The 17,648-nt window shown below is 63.7% G+C and carries 20 protein-coding genes; 7 read left to right on the top strand and 13 right to left on the bottom strand.

The genetic code is table 11. The annotated features are described in order from the left end of the window. Positions 1-3: 3 nt before the first annotated feature. From DSM104635_RS19270 to DSM104635_RS19240, 7 genes are all read right to left on the bottom strand, one after another. A complete protein-coding gene (locus DSM104635_RS19270; protein WP_158767867.1) occupies positions 4-1,017 on the bottom strand; it encodes a ParB/RepB/Spo0J family partition protein in 1,014 nt (337 codons plus the stop codon). A gap of 89 nt (positions 1,018-1,106) precedes the next feature. Next, positions 1,107-1,895 (bottom strand): ParA family protein, encoded by a 789-nt coding sequence (locus tag DSM104635_RS19265; RefSeq protein ID WP_158767866.1) that lies wholly within the window; start codon positions 1,893-1,895, stop codon positions 1,107-1,109. Positions 1,896-1,919: 24 nt separating this feature from the next. Continuing rightward, positions 1,920-2,564 carry a 16S rRNA (guanine(527)-N(7))-methyltransferase RsmG gene (rsmG, locus tag DSM104635_RS19260; RefSeq protein WP_158767865.1) on the bottom strand — a complete coding sequence of 215 codons (645 nt, stop codon included), beginning with the start codon at positions 2,562-2,564 and terminating at the stop codon, positions 1,920-1,922. Positions 2,565-2,652: 88 nt separating this feature from the next. Further along, positions 2,653-3,003, bottom strand: coding sequence for a DUF3088 domain-containing protein (locus tag DSM104635_RS19255; protein WP_158767864.1), 351 nt, complete (start codon positions 3,001-3,003; stop codon positions 2,653-2,655). Continuing rightward, on the bottom strand, positions 3,000-4,868 hold the full coding sequence (gene mnmG, locus DSM104635_RS19250; protein WP_158767863.1) for a tRNA uridine-5-carboxymethylaminomethyl(34) synthesis enzyme MnmG: 1,869 nt from the start codon (positions 4,866-4,868) through the stop codon (positions 3,000-3,002). Before mnmG ends, DSM104635_RS19255 begins: the two co-directional genes overlap by 4 nt. Positions 4,869-5,108: 240 nt before the next feature. After that, the gene (mnmE, locus tag DSM104635_RS19245; protein WP_158767862.1) at positions 5,109-6,503 is read right to left on the bottom strand and encodes a tRNA uridine-5-carboxymethylaminomethyl(34) synthesis GTPase MnmE; all 1,395 of its coding nucleotides are present in this window, start codon (positions 6,501-6,503) and stop codon (positions 5,109-5,111) included. Between the two features lie 21 nt (positions 6,504-6,524). Next, complete coding sequence (locus tag DSM104635_RS19240) at positions 6,525-6,776, bottom strand: DUF6489 family protein (RefSeq protein WP_158767861.1); 252 nt, start codon at positions 6,774-6,776, stop codon at positions 6,525-6,527. 81 nt (positions 6,777-6,857) lie between these two features. Here DSM104635_RS19240 and DSM104635_RS19235 point away from each other — a divergent pair, with 81 nt between their 5' ends. The 3 genes from DSM104635_RS19235 to DSM104635_RS19225 are packed head-to-tail and all read left to right on the top strand — an operon-like array spanning position 6,858 to position 9,488. Beyond that, positions 6,858-7,547, top strand: coding sequence for a dienelactone hydrolase family protein (locus tag DSM104635_RS19235; protein ID WP_158767860.1), 690 nt, complete (start codon positions 6,858-6,860; stop codon positions 7,545-7,547). After that, positions 7,544-8,485 (top strand): glycerophosphodiester phosphodiesterase family protein, encoded by a 942-nt coding sequence (locus DSM104635_RS19230; protein WP_158767859.1) that lies wholly within the window; start codon positions 7,544-7,546, stop codon positions 8,483-8,485. The genes DSM104635_RS19235 and DSM104635_RS19230 overlap by 4 nt, the downstream gene beginning before the upstream one ends. Positions 8,486-8,516: 31 nt before the next feature. Further along, positions 8,517-9,488: a quinone oxidoreductase family protein gene (locus tag DSM104635_RS19225; RefSeq protein WP_158767858.1), complete on the top strand. Its 972-nt coding sequence runs from the start codon at positions 8,517-8,519 to the stop codon at positions 9,486-9,488. Here DSM104635_RS19225 and DSM104635_RS19220 read toward each other — a convergent pair whose 3' ends face one another. From DSM104635_RS19220 to hemE, 6 genes are all read right to left on the bottom strand, one after another. Then, positions 9,489-10,094: a glutathione S-transferase family protein gene (locus tag DSM104635_RS19220; protein WP_158767857.1), complete on the bottom strand. Its 606-nt coding sequence runs from the start codon at positions 10,092-10,094 to the stop codon at positions 9,489-9,491. A gap of 11 nt (positions 10,095-10,105) precedes the next feature. Continuing rightward, positions 10,106-10,396, bottom strand: a complete 291-nt coding sequence (locus DSM104635_RS19215; RefSeq protein ID WP_158767856.1) for a hypothetical protein — start codon at positions 10,394-10,396, stop codon at positions 10,106-10,108. Positions 10,397-10,409: 13 nt separating this feature from the next. Then, on the bottom strand, positions 10,410-11,771 hold the full coding sequence (rho, locus tag DSM104635_RS19210) for a transcription termination factor Rho (protein ID WP_407703520.1): 1,362 nt from the start codon (positions 11,769-11,771) through the stop codon (positions 10,410-10,412). A gap of 124 nt (positions 11,772-11,895) precedes the next feature. After that, entirely contained in the window at positions 11,896-12,366 is a 471-nt protein-coding gene (locus tag DSM104635_RS19205; RefSeq protein WP_158767854.1) for a HemJ family protein, read from the bottom strand. Further along, entirely contained in the window at positions 12,366-13,400 is a 1,035-nt protein-coding gene (hemH, locus tag DSM104635_RS19200; protein WP_158768158.1) for a ferrochelatase, read from the bottom strand. The genes DSM104635_RS19205 and hemH overlap by 1 nt, the downstream gene beginning before the upstream one ends. A 56-nt stretch (positions 13,401-13,456) precedes the next feature. Further along, positions 13,457-14,485, bottom strand: coding sequence for a uroporphyrinogen decarboxylase (gene hemE / locus DSM104635_RS19195; RefSeq protein WP_158767853.1), 1,029 nt, complete (start codon positions 14,483-14,485; stop codon positions 13,457-13,459). A 339-nt stretch (positions 14,486-14,824) separates the two neighbouring features. On the opposite strand from hemE, the gene DSM104635_RS19190 reads away from it, so the two are divergent. Genes DSM104635_RS19190 through coaE form a run of 4 tightly spaced genes read left to right on the top strand, consistent with a single transcriptional unit; the run spans position 14,825 to position 17,647 of the window. Beyond that, on the top strand, positions 14,825-15,652 hold the full coding sequence (locus tag DSM104635_RS19190; RefSeq protein ID WP_158767852.1) for a pyruvate, water dikinase regulatory protein: 828 nt from the start codon (positions 14,825-14,827) through the stop codon (positions 15,650-15,652). Beyond that, the gene (locus tag DSM104635_RS19185) at positions 15,649-16,239 is read left to right on the top strand and encodes a Maf family protein (protein WP_158767851.1); all 591 of its coding nucleotides are present in this window, start codon (positions 15,649-15,651) and stop codon (positions 16,237-16,239) included. The genes DSM104635_RS19190 and DSM104635_RS19185 overlap by 4 nt, the downstream gene beginning before the upstream one ends. After that, the gene (gene aroE / locus DSM104635_RS19180) at positions 16,236-17,057 is read left to right on the top strand and encodes a shikimate dehydrogenase (protein ID WP_158767850.1); all 822 of its coding nucleotides are present in this window, start codon (positions 16,236-16,238) and stop codon (positions 17,055-17,057) included. The genes DSM104635_RS19185 and aroE overlap by 4 nt, the downstream gene beginning before the upstream one ends. Next, on the top strand, positions 17,054-17,647 hold the full coding sequence (gene coaE, locus DSM104635_RS19175) for a dephospho-CoA kinase (protein WP_158767849.1): 594 nt from the start codon (positions 17,054-17,056) through the stop codon (positions 17,645-17,647). Before aroE ends, coaE begins: the two co-directional genes overlap by 4 nt. The last annotated feature ends 1 nt before the right edge of the window (position 17,648 follow it).

Raw genomic sequence — 17,648 nt, 5'->3', positions numbered from 1 at the left:
CGTTTAGAAGCCGCCGCGCAAGCGCCGGATCACGTCGTCGAGCTGTTCCAGCGTCTTGTAGCTGACCCTCAGCTCGCCCGCCGTCCCCTTCTCGGAGATCGTCACGTCGAGACCGAGCGCATTGGACAAGCTTTGCTCCAGCGCGCGCGTGTCGGCGGACTTGCCATCGGTCGAGGCGCCGGTGTTGACGCGCGGGCCGTGCTTTTCGTCCTTGGCAACCTGCGCCAAGCGCTCGATCTCGCGGACGTTCAGGCCTTCGCTGATTGCGCGTTGAGCAAGGCCGCGCGGATCGGGCGCAGTGAGAATGGCGCGCGCGTGGCCGGACGAGAGCCGGCCGTCGCGCACCATTTCCTGCAGATCGTCAGGCAGCGCCAAGAGGCGAAGCATGTTTGCGATGTGCGGGCGCGACTTGCCGACAGAGTCGGCGATTTCTTGTTGTGTGCGGCCGAAGCGATCGATCAGCGCTTGGAAGCCTTGCGCTTCTTCGATCGGATTGAGGTCCATACGCTGGACGTTTTCGACGATGGCGATTTCGAGCACTTCAACTTCATTGAGCTCGCGGATCACGGCCGGGATCGAATGCAGGCCTGCCTTTTGCGCGGCGCGCCAACGGCGCTCACCGGCGACGATCTCGTACTTGCCACCCGCAATCGGGCGCACCAAAATCGGCTGCAGCACGCCATGCGACTTGATCGACGAGGCCAGGTCGTTGAGTTCGGCTTCGTCGAAATGCTTGCGCGGCTGTTGCGGATTGCGCTGCACCAAGTCGATCGCGAGGCCTCGCGGACCAGCGTCGTTCGACGACATCGGCGCAGGCGCGGTAGTCGTCGGCGCGGGCGCAGCGGGCTGCGTGACCGGCAGTTCGAATACATTGCGCGGCGGCTCGATCGGCGCGCGCTGTTGCACAGGTTGCGCGGTCTGCTGGTTCGCCGGCGCGGGCGGCGTTTCAGTGCGCACGGGTTCGCCGAGCAGAGCGGAGAGTCCTCGGCCCAGTCCTCGCGGTCTCAAATCGCTCATATCGCCCTCGTCCTTCGTCCGACCCGATTCGGTATGCTTAACAACTTGATGGGCAATCCTTGCCCACCGGTAAAAATTTCCGGCCAAACCTACGCTGCGTTCAGCATCCGCTCGCGTTCGATCAGCTCTTTGGCAAGCTTGATGTAGGCTTTGCTGCCGGTTGCGTTCTGATCGTAGATGATCGCGGGCAGGCCGTGGCTCGGCGCCTCACTGATGCGGACGTTCCGCGGGATCACGGTCTCATAGACCTTATCCGGGAAGTGCGCCCTCACCTCTTGCGCGACTTGCTCAGAGAGCGTGGTGCGCTTGTCGTACATCGTCAGCACCACGCCCTGGATCTCGAGCGCGGCGTTGAGATTGACCTTCACCGCGTTGATGGTCGCAACCAATTGCGCGAGACCTTCGAGCGCGAAGTATTCTGTTTGCAGCGGCACCAGCACGCCATCAGCCGCGGTGAGCGCATTCACCGTCAGCACGTTCAAAGACGGCGGGCAGTCGATCAGCATATAATCCACGCCCAGCTGCGATTCCGCGCGAAATTTGTCGATCGCGTTGCGCAGGAAAAACTGCGGCTGCGCTTCGCCCATCAGTTCGCCTTCAACACCAGAGAGGCGCGCATCGCCGGCAGTGATGTAAAGGTTCGGCACCTTCGTCGGCATGATCGCTTTCGACAAAGGCAGCTGACCAACGAGCACGTCGTAGCTCGTGACGGTGCGGTCGTGCGGATGGATGTCGAGGCCCGTCGACGCGTTGCCTTGCGGGTCGGTGTCGAAGATCAAGACGCCCTTCCCGGCGGCCGCCAAAGCGGTGCCGAGATTGATGGCCGTCGTCGTCTTGCCCACGCCGCCCTTCTGGTTGGCGATCGCCAAAACACGCATGTCCCCGTCTCCTTCTCGGAGGCGTCAGGATCGCGCCGCGGCCTTCGTGACACGAATTATGCGGCCGCGCGGATCGCTGAGGCTCTCCAGCACGTCTGCTTGGAACGCCCCACCATTAAGAGCGTCGGATGCGGCGGCCAGCTCGGCGTCAACGTCTGCGCCTTTATGGAAGAGCCCGATCGCGCCGCGATCCAGAATCGGCTTCGCATAGGTGATGAGTCGCGGCAAGGTCGCCAGCGCACGGGCGGTAACGACGTCATAGGGGCCCTGGCCCCGGCCAAAGTCCTCGATCCGCTGGTTGAAGACGGTCACCGGCAGCCCCGCCTCTTGGGCCACGGCGCGAAGAAAAGCGGCCTTCTTTCCGGTGGATTCGACCAGATGGACGGAGGCGCCAGGTGTGTCTGCCAGGAAGGCTGCAACCACCAAACCGGGGAACCCTGCCCCGGAACCGAGGTCCGCCCAGGATTTCGCCTGTGGCGCGAATTTAATGAGCTGGGCGCTGTCGAGGGCATGGCGGGACCAGAACAGGTCCAGTTCCTTGGGCCCCACCAGGTTCATCCGGGCGGACCACTCCTCCAGGAGCCTCCGGTGGGTTTCCAGGCGGGCGATTGTTTCACGGGGAACGGTGGAACCTAGGTCCCGCTGAAATTCGTCCGGGCCGTAGCTCACGTGGCGCCGCCCTTGGCAGGCCGGAGCGCGCGCCTCCCGGCGCGCATGCGGGCCGGAGGCCCGCGCTCCAACTTACAGCCAGCATGGCTCACGGATGCGGCCCTGCTCCGCCGTAGCTGGCGGCGAGATAGCGGGTGATGGGCTTGGGCTCGTCGAGAAAGAAGCGGCCTTCGAATTCCTTGGCGCCGTCCGGCGGTGTCGAGGCGTCGGCCAGCACCAGCACCGGCAGTGATTGGTTCTCCTCGCCGATCAGCGCGATCACCTCGTGACGCGGCCGCGGATACGCGGAGCGCTTCACATCGATCGAGCGCGCCCAGTGCGGGTTGGCGAGCAGCGCGCCTTCCATCGTCGCGCACGAGGTGCAGAACCACGTGCCCTCAAGTTCGGGATCCTCGAACGGCGCGCGCAGGATGAACAACGTATCGCGCGCCAATCTCATGCACGTTTCCTGTGTTCGCGTTTGACATGCGCCAGCAGCGCGGTGAGCGCGCCGGCGGTGACGCCTTCGATGCGCGAGGCTTGGCCGAGCGTGACCGGACGCGCGGCCGCGAGCTTCTCGCGCACTTCGTTGGAGAGCCCGCCAACGCCGGCGTAATCGAGCGATGGATCGAGGCGCAGATCTTCGTCGCGCTTGAAGGCTTCGACGTCGAGCGCCTGGCGTTCGAGGTAACCGGAATAGAGCGCGTCGATCTCAAGCTGCTCACGCGCTTGGCGCGAGAACGAGCCCAGCTCCGGCCAGATTGCAGCGAGCTGAGCGAAGTCGATCGAGGGATACGCCAAGAGCTGCAGCGCATCGCGGCGCTGGCCGTCTTGATTGACTTTGAGGCCGTGCGCTTCCGCCTGCTGCGGCGTGAGTTGGAGTGATTTGCTCAGTGTTCGCGCCGTGTCGATTTCCCGCATTTTATCGGCGAAAACACGCGATCGCTCCGAACCGACGCAACCAAGCTCAATGCCCTTCGGCGTGAGGCGTTGGTCGGCGTTGTCGGCGCGCAGCGAGAGGCGGTACTCGGCGCGCGAGGTGAACATGCGATAGGGCTCGGTGACGCCGCGCGTGACGAGGTCATCGATCATCACGCCGATGTAGCCTTCGGCCCGCGTGATCTCGAACGGCCCTGCTCCGGATGCGGCGCGGGCTGCGTTGAGGCCTGCGATGAGTCCCTGCGCGGCGGCTTCTTCGTAGCCGGTGGTGCCGTTGATCTGGCCGGCGAGATAGAGGCCCTTGATGCGCTTCGTCTCCAGCGTCGGCATCAGCTCGCGCGGATCAACGTAGTCGTACTCGATCGCATAAGCGTGGCGTTTGATGACGACGTTCTCGAGCCCGGCGATGGTGCGGATGAAACGCTCCTGCACGTCCTCCGGCAGCGACGTGCTGATGCCGTTCGGGTAGACGGTGTCGTCATCCAGGCCTTCGGGTTCGAGGAAGATCTGGTGCGCGGACTTGTCGGCGAAGCGTACGACCTTGTCTTCGATCGACGGGCAATAGCGCGGCCCTCGCCCGCTGATCGCGCCGGAATAGACGGCGGACTTCGAGAGCGACTCTTCGATGATCTTGTGCGTCTCGGCGTTGGTGTAAGTGACGCCGCAGGCGACCTGCGCGTTAGTGATGCGCTGGGTCAGGAACGAGAATGGCGTCGGCTCTTCGTCGCCGTGCTGCTTCTCAAGCGACGCCCAATCGATCGAGCTGGATTGCAGCCGCGCCGGCGTGCCGGTCTTCAGGCGCCCCATCGCGAAACCCGCGCCGTACAAGCGGTCCGAGAGCCCTATGGCTGGCGCTTCGCCGTGCCGGCCCGCTGCGATGCGCTTGTCGCCGATGTGGATCACGCCCTTCAGGAACGTCCCAGTGGTGAGCACCACCCGGGGCGCGATGAAGAGCCGGCCGTTAGCCGTGGCGACGCCGGTGACGACGCCGTCGGTGAGGATCAGGTCCTCGACGGCGGCGGCGCGGATGTCGAGGTTGGCCTGCTCCGTCAGCGCAGCCTGCATGGCCTGGCGATAGAGCTTGCGGTCGGACTGGGCGCGAGGGCCGCGGACGGCCGGGCCCTTGGACCGGTTGAGCAGCCGGAACTGGATGCCGGCAGCGTCGGCGACGCGGCCCATGACGCCGTCGAGGGCGTCGATCTCGCGGACCAGGTGGCCCTTCCCGAGGCCGCCGATGGCCGGGTTGCAGCTCATCTCGCCGATGGTCTCGAGCTTGTGCGTCAGCAGCAGCGTGCGCGCGCCCAGACGCGCCGCCGCCGCCGCAGCCTCGCAGCCAGCGTGGCCGCCGCCGATGACGATGACGTCGTATGCAGGTCCAGAGCTCATGTGCTGGGTTCATATAGGAGCGGGTTTGCCGCGTCACTTGCTCACTACCGCCGGTGCGTCGCGCCGCCCTTCGACAGGCTCAGGGTGACGCGATTGATGGAGCGGCGCAGTGTTTGAATTGGCGTCATGCTGAGCTTGTCGAAGCACGACGCTACGCATCAGCGCTTCACGTGCAACCCGCTAATTTCAATTCACCAGTTTCGCGTGAAACCCGCGTCAAACGTGGGTTTTCGTGCGATCTCATTTGCCGATGCAAAAGCTCGAGAAGATTTCGTCGAGCAGATCTTCGACATCGATGCGTCCCGTCAAACGTCCGATCTGGTCAGCCGCAACGCGCACGTCTTCGGCCGCCAATTCGGCGGCCTGGTCCAGCGCCGGGATCGCGCGCTGCAGCGCCGATCGCGCCTCTTCCACGAGCCGCCGATGCCGCGCTCGCGTGAGCACCGGCGCCTCCTCGCGGCCGAGGGCTTGGTGGACCTTGGCAGCGATGTGATCGACCAAGTTGGCCACGTCGATCTCGTCGAGAACCGAGAACGGGATTGGACCCGGCGGATGCGTCCCCATCATCGGAAGAGCCTTGATGAGGTCTTCGTAGCGAATGCGCCGCTTGTAGCCCGGGATCTCGGTCGGCTGCCCCCACCGAAGGTCGCGCTTCGTGTGGAGCCAAATATCGCCGTGGCGCAGAAGGCGCTGAGCCCAGGCTGGTCCATCAGGACCGGCTTCCACCGCGAGGACTCTAAGATCGGCCTCCTCGGCCCGAGCCAGCGCCCTGCGCACGCCCTCGGCTTCAATAGCGTCAGCAGCCTCGCGGAGCCCCGCCGTATCGGCGATCCAGACGGGGTAACCCGCCAGCACCAGTCGGACCTCGACCACGTCCCGCGTGGTCCCCGGAAGCTCGCTCACGATCGCCGCCTCGCGTTGCGCCAGCGCATTAAGCAGGCTCGACTTGCCGGCGTTGGGTGGGCCAATGATGGCGATACGGAAGCCGTCGCGGATGCGCTCGCCGCGGTGGGCGTCGTCGAGGTGGCTGGCCATGTCGGCGGCCAGGGATTGCAGGACGGGCCCGGCCCGCTGCGCCAGGGCTCCGGGCAAGTCCTCGTCCGGGAAATCGATCTCGGCTTCGATCAGCGCCGCCGCCTCGATCAGGCGGCCACGCCAGCCCTCATAGACGCTGCTCAGCGCGCCCCGGCGCTGGCGGAGCGCTTGGCGGCGCTGGCCCTCGGTTTCGGCGTCCACGAGGTCCGCTAGGCCCTCGGCTTCGGCCAGGTCGAGCTTGCCGTTCTCGAAGGCGCGGCGGGTGTATTCGCCAGGCTCGGCGACACGAACGCCGGGCTGGCTGAGGCAGGCGTCGATCACAGCGGCGATTACCGCGGGGCCGCCATGAATCTGGAGTTCGGCGACATCCTCGCCGGTGAAGCTGCGTGGGCCGGGAAACCAGAGCGCGATGCCGTCATCCAGCGAAACGCCGTTGCGCGGATCGCAGAAGGCTTCGCGGGTGGCGACGCGGGGCTTCGGCAGATCGCGGGCGGTCAGCGCTTGCAGCGTAGCGCCGGCAGCGGGCCCGCTGAGCCGGATCACCGCAACGCCGGCGCGGCCAGCGCCAGTCGCGAGCGCTGCGATGGTGTCCGGTTTCATGTGAAAACAGCTAAGGCGCGTTTAGGGCTTTTCACGTGAAGCCGTGGCGGCCGCGGCGCCCGACGTCATCAGCTTTACGAAGGCGTCCTGAGCCTGGGTGCCGACGCTCATCCACGAGCTCATCATGCTTTCGCCGCTCATCAGCGAGAGGTTCTTCTGCATGCGGGTGGTCATCTCGGAGACCAGGGCTTCGTTGATCGGCGTGACATCCGGCAGGCCCATGAAGCGGCGGGCTTCCTCGGGGCTGCACTCCACATTGACGGTGAACTTCATCGAACCACTTCCTGCGCGCGGCGTGCGCGTTGCCGGTCTATAACGCGGCCAAAGCCTCAGAGACAGCGTTGGGAGCGAGCTATGGGTGATTGGGTCGAAGTCCAGGGACCGGATGGTTCGTTCAAAGCCTACGTGGCGCGGCCCAGTGGAACGCCCAAAGGCGTGGTCGTCGCGGTGCAGGAGATTTTCGGCGTCAATGCGGTGATGCGCGGCAAGGCCGATTGGCTGGCGCGCGAAGGCTTCCTCGCGATCGCGCCGGATCTGTTCTGGCGCATCAAGCCAGGTATCGAACTGACGGATCAAACCGATGAAGAATGGAAGCAGGCCATCGATCACATGAATGCGCTCGACAAGAACGCAAGCGTCACGGACGTGGCGGCGACGTTGGCGCATGCACGCGGCATGGGCGTCAGCAAGGCCGGCGTCATGGGCTATTGCATGGGCGGCTACATCGCGTTCTTGGCGGCGTGCCGCACCGATACCGACGCGACGGTCTGCTACCACGGCGGCGGCATCCACACGGCGCTCGGCGAGGCCGGGGGCATCAAAAAGCCGGTGATGCTGCACAACCCGATGAAAGACGCTTTCATCCCGGTCGAGGTACTGAACCAGATCCGCGAGACGCTAGCGCCCAATCCGCTGGTGACCGTGCACGAGTACGCGGAGCAGGATCACGCCTTCACCCGCGAAGGCGGCAAGCACTACGACGCGGCAGCGACCGAGCTGGCGAACAGCCGGACCATCGCGTTCTTCAATCAGTATCTCGCATGAAGTTCGCGCTGATTGCTGCGGTGTTGGCGCTGAGTGCGTGCGATGTTCAAGACGCGCTGGTGGCCGGAAGCGCCGCGCCAACATCGACATTGGCGCCGTACAACCTGCCGGCATTCTTCGATTGCTTGCGCGAGAACAGCCGCACCATCGACGCGGCGCATCGCGGCGGGCCGGCGCCAGGCTTTGCCGAGAACTCGGTCGAGACGTTCGCCAACACGGTGGCGCGGACGCCGGCGATCCTGGAGATCGACATTGCGCGCACGCGCGACAATGAGCTCGTGTTGATGCACGACGATGAACTGGATCGCACGACCACAGGCGCGGGCCTGGTGCGCGAGCATACGCTGGCAGAGATTCAGGCGCTTAGGCTGCGCGACAATGACGGACGGGTGCTGGATGCGCATCCGCCTACGCTGCGCGAGGCGCTCGATTGGGCTTTAGGCAAGGCAATCCTTGAGGTCGATGTGAAGCGGGGCGTCTCGTACGAGGACGTGATCGCCGAAGTGCGCGCAGCGGACGCGATGGGCAGGGTCGTGTTCATTACCTACAGCGACGATGCGGCCGTGCGCGTGCACGGCCTCGCGCCGGAGATGATGCTCTCGATCTCAGTCGATGAGGCGAGCGACATCGACGCGCTAGAGCGTCGCGGCATTGATCTGTCGCGCATGCTCGCATGGACCGGAACGGAAGAGCCGAACGCCGCGCTCAACGTGACGCTCGACCAGCGTGGGGTGGAGACGATCTTCGGGACGCTGGGCAATCCGGAGCGCTCATGGGACGGCCGCTTTGCGCGCGAGGGTCGCGAACAGTATGCGGCGTTCGCGGACACGGGGCTTGAGATTATTGCGACTGATCGGCCGGTGGAGGCCTCCCGCGAGCTCGACGCCAATGATGGCGCTGACGGGCTGGCGTCGCTCCGCTGCGCCGCGGCGCGCTGATCCCCATATCTGCAGCGCAGAGGAGCGCGCGATGAAGGCGATACGGATTGAGCGACACGGCGGGCCCGAAGTCATGGCGCTGGCGGACGTCGCGACGCCGGAGCCGAGCCCGCATGAAGTGCGCGTGCGCAATCACGCGATCGGCGTGAACTTCATCGACACCTACCATCGCACCGGCTTGTACAAGATCCCGCTGCCGAGCGGCTTGGGGCAAGAAGGCGCTGGTGTTGTCGATGCGATTGGCGCGGACGTGACGCGCTTCAAGGTCGGCGATCGCATCGGCTATTGCACCGGGCCAATCGGTTCTTACAGCGAGATGCATGTTGTACGAGATGATCGCGCCGTCCAACTGCCGGAAGCGGTTTCGTTCGACGTTGCGGCGGCCTCGATGCTGAAGGGCATGACTGCGCGTTATCTTCTGCGAAAGACGTTTCGCGTGGAACGTGACCACGTCGTCGTGATCCACGCAGCCGCCGGCGGCGTTGGTCAGATCGCCGTGCAATGGGCCAAGCATCTTGGCGCGACCGTGATTGCGATCGTTGGTGGCGATGAGAAGGCCGATATCGTGCGCGCGCTTGGCGCCGATCACGTCATCGTCACGCCGCGCGAGAACATCGCTGAGCGCGTGCGCGCGCTGACGGATGGAAAGGGCGCGCACGTTGTGTACGACAGCGTTGGCAAAGACACGTTCCTCGCATCGCTCGATAGCTTGCGGCCGCTCGGGATGTTGGTGTCGTTCGGCAACGCATCCGGCCCGCCGCCAGATATCAATCCGCTGGTGCTCTCGCAAAAGGGCTCGCTGTTTCTGACGCGGCCGACGCTGTTTCACTACACGGCGACAACCAAGAAGCTCGATAAGACAGCCGCAGGTTTGTTCGCGGTGCTCGAAAGCGGCGCGGTGAAGATTGCGGCGCCAGCGCGTTATCCATTGGCAGACGCCGCGCAAGCGCATCGCGATCTGGAAGGCCGCAAGACGACCGGCAGCTTGGTGCTGGCGCCGTAGTTACTTCACCGCGGCGGCCCGCTGAAACGCCGGGCGCTGCCAGAGCTTGTCGACGTAAAGCTTCACACCGGCGGGAATGTCGCCCTCGATGCCAGCGAATTTGGCGCCGGTGACGATGTAGCTGACGGAGATATCGGCGGCGGTAAAGCGATCGGCGGCGAGGAAGTCTTTGCCGCCGAGACAATCGGCGACGAATTCGAGGCGCTTCAGGATGGCGGTCTTGAGATAGCCCGCGGTCCAGTTTTGCTTTTGGTCGTCGGGCGCCATGAAGCGGGTGGCGACGAGGGGGTTGCCGTAGGCGGCGACGCCGGCTTCGCCAAACAGCATGAATTGCAGATAGCTGGCGTAGCCCGACTCATCGGGTTTCACTTCGAGTTCGGTCGGGCCGTACTTTGACATGATGTACATCATCATGGCGACAGACTCGATCATCCGCACGTCGCCGTCGGTCATCGCCGGCACGGTGCGGAGCGGGTTGACCGCCTTGAACTCATCGCTGGGTTTGAAGAACGAGGCTTCCGCCGTTTCGTACGGCACGCCCATTTCCTCGCACAGCCAAAGCACGCGCAGCGAGCGTGCGCCTTGCGAGTGATAGACTTTGAGCATGTGAGCTCCGCTTAGAGTGGAGGACGGGAGAAGACGATGAACGCGAAGCCGTTTTTGCGGGCTTCGTCTAGCGCAGCGCGAATGGCTTCGTCGCCGGCGTCATCGTCGCTCGACACAGGCTTGCTGTCGCGGAAGTCGATCACGTCCCAGCCTTCTTGCGCGAGCCGTTGCTTGATCCGCGCTTGCTCGTTGCCGCCGCCAAGTTTGGTCCAGCAGACCAGCATCCGCTCCTGCCCAATCGGGTGGCCTTTCACTTTCTTCGCCGCCGCCTTCGCTACTGCGTAGTAGAGATCGTTCGCCATAGCGTTTCGTGCCTCACGTATTCATCGACTGGAAGAAGTCGTCGTTGTTCTTCGAGCCTTTGAGCTTGTCGAGCAGGAACTCGACCGCGTCCTGCGTACCCATCGGCGAGAGGATGCGGCGGAGCACGTACATCTTCTGCAGGTGCTCTTTCGGTGTGATGAGTTCGTCTTTCCGGGTGCCGGACTTCAGCACATCGATAGCCGGGAAGATGCGGCGGTCGGCGACTTTGCGGTCGAGCTGGAGTTCACTGTTACCGGTGCCCTTGAACTCTTCGAAGATGACTTCGTCCATCCGCGAGCCGGTATCGATCAGCGCCGTCGCGATGATGGTGAGCGAACCGCCTTCTTCGAGATTACGCGCCGCGCCAAAGAAGCGCTTCGGACGCTGCAGCGCGTTGGCGTCGACGCCGCCCGTCAGCACCTTGCCGGAAGAGGGCACGACGGTGTTGTAGGCGCGGCCGAGGCGCGTAACGGAATCGAGGAGGATCACAACATCCTTGCCGTGCTCGGCGAGGCGCTTGGCTTTCTCGATCACCATTTCGGCAACCGCGACGTGGCGCGTGGCCGGTTCGTCGAAGGTGGAGGAGATGACCTCGCCCTTCACGGTGCGGCGCATGTCGGTGACTTCTTCGGGGCGTTCGTCGATCAGCAGCACCATCAGAAACACTTCCGGATGGTTGGCTTCGATCGCCTTGGCGATGTTCTGCAGGATGACGGTCTTACCCGTGCGCGGCTGCGCGACGATCAGCGAGCGCTGGCCTTTACCGATCGGCGCAACGATGTCGATGATGCGGCCGGTTTTGTCTTTGAGTGTCGGGTCTTCGATTTCCATCTTCAGCCGCTCGGTCGGATAGAGCGGGGTCAGATTGTCGAAGTGAACCTTGTGACGGACCTTGTCCGGGTCTTCGAAATTGACCGAGTTCACCTTGGTCAGCGCGAAATAGCGTTCGCCATCCTTCGGAGCTTTGATCTGGCCTTCAACCGTATCACCGGTGCGCAGGCCGAATTTCCGGATCTGCTGGGGCGAGATGTAGATATCGTCAGGCCCTGGCAGATAGCTCGATTGCGGCGAGCGAAGAAAGCCGAAGCCGTCAGATAGAATTTCGCAGACCCCAGCGCCGCCGATCTCGACGCCACGCTCAGCGACCGCCTTCAGGATCGAAAACAGCATGTCCTGGGTGCGGAGCGTGTTGGCGCCCTCGATCTCAAGCGATTCAGCGAGAGCGAGAATTTCGGCGGGGGTTTTGCGTTTGAGCTCTTGCAGCGTCATCGACGTGAGCTCTTCGAGTGCTTGTTCGTCAGTCATATCTATCTCGGGGAACGGACCTCGCGCGTGATGTCGCGCGGGCAGGGCCGTTAGTTGGGAAAGGAAAATTCAGCGGGTGGAGAAGTTTGGGCGCCGCCGTCGCGCACACGCTTTGGGAAAGCGCGCTTGAGCGCAGGAACACCACATACAGCCGAAAGGGTCAAGCCGGAGTTACCGGGTCCCCTCGCCGAAATTAAGGTTCCAGTGTCGCCAGAAGCACGGCGGCGATGGCGACCAGGAAGGGAATCTCGCTCATCAGCCGCCAGAATTTCTCTGAGTGGGGGCGCTGGCCCTGAGCGAGCTTGCGGCCCTGCGCAGATAGGAAGCCTTGATACCCGCTCAAGCCCAGCACCAGGATAAACTTGGCCCAGAACCAGTGCGGGACGTGGGAGAGCACCTCGGGGATCGGGCCAGTCCAGTCGCCCGTCAGGTAGGTTGCGAACAGGAAGATGCCGAACGCCCAGGCCAGGATGAAGCTGGGGATGAGAATGATGCTGCGGAGGCTGCGGGCCGCCTTCAGCATCGCCGCTTCCATCTCGCCGCCGGGCTGGCTGGCGGTGATGTAGGCGTAGAAGCGCGGCAGCATCAGCAGGCCCGCGATCCAGGCGATCACCGCGATGATGTGCAGCCCGCGCGCGAGGTCGTAGCCGATCAGGTGTTCCATCAGGTCCCGCTTCCCTGCGCGCACAGGCCGAATGCCGCCGGGCAGAGCCGGCCGCCGCTTTCCGACTGCAGCTTACCCGGCGCCGACAAAGCGCGCTCGGTCAGATCCGCCAGCGCGTCAATGAAGCGCGGCGCGGCGGAAGGCGTTTGGGCGCGGAGGTAGAAGGGGAGCTGCAAGCGTTTCGCAAGCGCACGGTACTCGATGTCGAGTTCGACCAGCGTTTCAACGTGCTCCGAGACGAAGGCGATCGGCGCGACGATGACGCCGGCTTTGTTTTTCGCCGCGACCTTGATCTCGTGCTCAGTGGACGGCGCGAGCCACTTCATTGGACCGACGCGCGACTGGTAACAGATACGCGTGTCCCATTCCGCGGGCAGCAATTTGCGCACGGCGGCGACGCTTTGCTCGACTTGCCACTGATAGGGATCGCCGCGATCGACGATGCTTTGCGGCAAGCCGTGCGCCGAGAAGAGGACGCGGGGCCGTTCCGGCGAGCCGCCTTCACGCCAGGCATTGAGAATGGCGTCGGCATGGGATTGCGCGAGCTTTTGGCCAGCCGGGTAGCAGCAGATCGTGGAAACCGGCAGGTCGCAAATGCTCGTCCATGCCTCGAGAGCCGAGGCTGTCGTGGTGGTTGAGAATTGCGGATAGAGCGGGAGCAGGATCGCGTCCGTCGCGTGCCAATCGATCGCGGCTTCGGCCGCTTCAACGATAAACGGTTTCCAGTAACGCATCGCGATGAAGCATCGAAACGTCACGTTGCTGACGCGTTTGGCCATCTCGGTTTCGAGCGCTTCGGCTTGTTTGCGTGTCTCCGTCAGAATGGGCGAACCGCCGCCCATCAGTGCGTAGTTCGCCTTCGCCAACTTTTCGCGTCGGCGCGAAATCAGTTGCGCGATGAAATACCGAAAGGGTTGCGGTACGCCGATGATGGCTTTGTCGTTGAAGAGGTTGAATAGAAACGGGCGCACCGCATCCTGCTTATCCGGCCCACCAAGATTGAAGAGAATGATGGCGACGCGGCGCGATGTCATCACGCGCAGACCGTGGCCATCCTCACGCGGGCCATCGTCTTCAATCGGCACTGCGCTCATGCGCCTTTCACCAAGCGTACGAGTTCTGCGACGTTTTCGGGCGACGCTTGTGGCGTGATGCCGTGGCCGAGATTGAAGATGTGCGGTGTTCCACAAAAACGCTCGCGCACTTCTTCAACGCCGCGCCTCAGCGCATCGCCGCCGACGACGAGCAATTGTGGATCGAGATTGCCTTGCACGGGCATTGAAGAAGGGAGCGCCGCCGCGGAGGGAACAGCGGTGTCTAAGCCGATCGCATCGATGCCGGTGTGCTGTGCATACTCAGCAATGAGCAGGCCCGCGCCGCGCGGAAATCCGATGATCGGTACTGTGACGCCAAGCGCGCGCAACCGTTTCACGAGTTGCTGAGTGGGCTTGATGATCAGCCGATCGAACAACGGCTGCGACAGCCCCTCAGCCCAGCTTTCGAAAATCTGTACGCAATCAGCACCGGCGGCGACTTGGGCCGCGAGATGCTGCGCGCTGGCTTCGGCGAGCAGGGAGAGAAGAGCGTCGACGTCCTCGGGCCGCTGGTAGGCCGCGCGGCGCGCTTCGTCCTTATCGCCACCACGACCCTGCAGCATGTAAGTCGCGACCGTCCACGGCCCGCCGCAAAATCCGATCAGCGCAGTGCCAGCCGGGATGGCTGCTTTGATCCGTTCGACAGCTTCATAGACAGGCGCGAGCCGTTGGATCGCTTTCTCAGCTTCACCGAAGCTCCAGCGCTGCTCACCGATCAGCGGCTCCAGCCTTGGGCCTTCGCCTTCGACGAACCAGACCTTCCGACCCAGCGCATCGGGCACGACCAGGATGTCGGAGAACAAAATAGCGGCATCGAGCGGGAAGCGCCGGAGCGGCTGCATCACGGCCTCTGTCGCCAGGGCAGGGGAATAGCAAAAATCAAGGAAGCTCTTCGCCCGGGTTCGAAGCTCACGGTACTCCGGGAGGTATCGCCCTGCTTGGCGCATGATCCAGATCGGAGGAGGATCGAGCCTCTCTCCGCTCAAGACACGTAAGAGAGCAGGAAGGTTCTCCCGTGTCCCCATTGCTCCCTCTTAAACTTAAATTTGAATCCGAATGTATTGGGACTCGTTGTTGTAGCGACATTCAAAGCGGGAGAAGTTCGTTCTCCACATGCTGCTCACAGACTTGCTCCTGCCGGCGCCAGCCAGAAAGTGCTTACACGGAAACGGCTTGGTGGGGTGAGTGGGTCGCGGTGATTCCTTTGTGCACGCGTTGTCGCGCTGTGAGCATCGCGGGGAGGAATCGCCCACGAGGGGAGAGTGGATCGGCTCGTCGGAGGCTTTCCACTCGAGAAGCCACCCCAGTCCCTGCTTTGCTCAACAGCTTGTCCACAACGGTTACAGGGCTGATATGTGAACCCCATGCGTGAACGGCTGGCCATCTATTGCAACGTCCACTTGGTCTCGGACGCGACCGGCGAGACCTTGGCCGGCGTCATGCGCGCGACCTGCGCTCAGTTCGACAACATCCTGCCAGTGGAACACTCCTACTTCCTGGTTCGATCCGCCCGGCAGCTCGAGCGGGTGATCAAGGAAATCGAGGAGGCGCCTGGGATCGTAATGTTCACGCTCTCGAACCTAGAGCACCGGGCGTTGCTGGAAGATGCCTGCAAGGCAATGGACATGCCCTGCGTGGCCGTGCTCGACCCAGTGCTAGACATCACCTCGCGCTATTTGGGCCAGGAGCTGAACCATCGGGTCGGCGCGGCGCGGAAGCTCAACGCGGAATATTTCAAGCGCATCGATGCGCTGGATTTCGCGATGTACCACGACGACGGTCAGCAGCACATCGAGCTGAGCGAAGCCGACGTGATCCTGGTCGGCGTTAGCCGCACCTCGAAAACACCGACCAGCGTCTATCTCGCGCACCGCGGTGTGAAGGCGGCGAACGTGCCGATGGTGCCGGGTGTGCCGTTGCCGCCGGAATTGTTCGCGAAGGATCGCCCGCTCGTGGTTGGCCTGTTAATCTCGGCAGATCGCCTCATTCACATCCGGCGCAATCGCCTGGTTGCGATGAAAGAGACGCGCGCGGGCAGTTACACAGACGAAGAAGATGTGCGCCGCGAAGTGATGGATGCGCAGAAATTGTTCGAGCGGGAAGGGTGGCCGACGGTTGATGTCTCACGCCGCTCGATCGAGGAAACCGCGGCGGCCGTGTTGAACTTGCTGGCGGAGCATCGCGAGCCGTGACGCTCATTCTTGCTTCCGGGAGCGCTGCGCGGCGGCGCATGCTTGAGGACGTTGGCCTCACGTTTGAAGTCGAAACGCCGCGTGTGGATGAGGAAGCGGCGAAGGCCAGCTTGCGCGCTGATGGGTTGAAGCCGCGCGATCAGGCCGATGCGCTGGCCGAACTGAAGGCGCTCTCGGTTTCACGCAAACGCGACGGGTTCGTCATCGGCGCCGATCAGATGCTGGCGATTGAAGGCGATACGCTGGACAAGCCGAAGAGCGTTGCCGAAGCGCGCGAGCATTTGCTGCGGCTGCGTGGTCGGACGCATGAATTGCTGACGGCCGCCGTGGTGGCGCGCGAGGGCGCGATCATTTGGCGGCATGTCGATACGCCCAAGCTGAAGATGCGCGCGTTCTCGGATGCCTTCTTGGATGATTATCTCGCGCGCGCCGGTGACACGACGTTGCATTCAGTCGGCGCCTATCAGCTCGAAGGTCTCGGCGCACAATTGTTCGAGCGCGTGGACGGGGACTACTTTTCAGTGCTCGGCTTACCGCTGCTGCCGCTGCTGGCGTTCCTGCGCGAACACGGTATCGCGCAAGCATGAGCATCACTGCCGCCACCAAAGTTTTCGGCATCATCGGCGATCCAGTCGGCCATTCTTTGTCGCCGATCATGCACAATGCTTGGATCGCTGATCACGGTCTGGACGCGGTTTATGTCGCGCTGCCACTGAAGAGCGACGACCCCACCGCCGCTATCCGCGCAATGAAAGGCTTAGGCTTCTCGGGCTTGAACGTCACGGTGCCGCACAAGGAAGCGGCTGCCGCGGCTGCTGACCGCAGCGAAGGCGCAGTCGCCAACGTGTTGCGCTGGGAAGAGGACGGCTCGGTCTCGGCGTTCAACACCGATGGCGCGGGCTTTCTCGACGCGCTGAGCGAAACCGCCCCGGATTGGCGCGGACGGGTGCAACGCGTGCTGATGCTCGGCGCCGGCGGTGCGGCGCAAGCAATTGGCCAAGCGCTGTCACCGCACGTCGTCACCATCCACTTCGCCAACCGGACCGCAGCACGCGCGGAAACGGCAGCCAGCGCGATCCGCAACGGGCGTGTGTTGCGCTGGGATGATCTTGAGCGCGGCTTCGGCGCCGCGGATCTGGTGGTGCAAACGACGACGCTGAGCATGGACGGTCAGCCCGAGCAGGTTTGGCCGCTCGACTATTGCCGGCCGACGGTGATCGCCGCCGATATCGTCTATCGCCCGCTGGAAACCGAGTTCTTGCGCGCCGCGCGTGCGCGGGGACTGCTTGGGATGGACGGTCTCGGGATGTTGATCCATCAGGGCGCGCGCGCATTTGATCTGTGGTTCGGCATCAAGCCGGATACGGCGAAGGCTCGCGAACGTTTGATCGCGGCGCTGAAATGATCGTTATTGGTCTCACCGGTTCGATCGGCATGGGTAAGTCGACCGTGGCCGCGATGTTCGCCGAGCAGGGCGCGCCGGCGTTCAACTCCGACGACGCGGTGCATGCACTCTACGCCCCCGGCGGCGCGGCAGTGGCCCCGGTAAGAGAAGCGTTTCCCGGCGTGGTGCGCGATGGCGCCGTCGACCGCGCGCTGCTCTCCGCGCAAGTCGTGAACAATGACGAAGCCATCGCACGGCTTGAACGCATCGTGCATCCGCTCGTCCGGCAAGCCCAGGCAGAGTTCCTGCAAGCCAATCGAGACGCTGGCGTCAGCGCCGTTGTGCTGGACATTCCACTCCTGTTCGAAAGCGGCGGCTCGGCGCTGGTGGACAAGATTGTCGTCGTGTCGGCGCCGGCGGAAGTGCAGCGCACGCGTGTTCTGTCGCGACCAGGTATGACGGAGGAGAAGTTTGAAGCGCTGCTAGCTCGCCAGCTGCCCGACGCCGAAAAGCGCGCCCGGGCGGATTTCGTGATCGATACCAGCGGCGAACTTGACGCGACTCGGGCGCAAGTCAGAGCCGTACTGGACGCGCTGCGCGAACAGGAATAGC

Origin of the sequence: Terricaulis silvestris (genome assembly GCF_009792355.1) — a bacterium.
In the GTDB taxonomy this organism is placed as follows: Bacteria; Pseudomonadota; Alphaproteobacteria; order Caulobacterales; family Aquidulcibacteraceae; genus Vitreimonas; species Vitreimonas silvestris.
The sequence above is the reverse complement of the archived record's forward strand: the minus strand, read 5'-3'. Positions and strand labels throughout refer to the sequence as shown.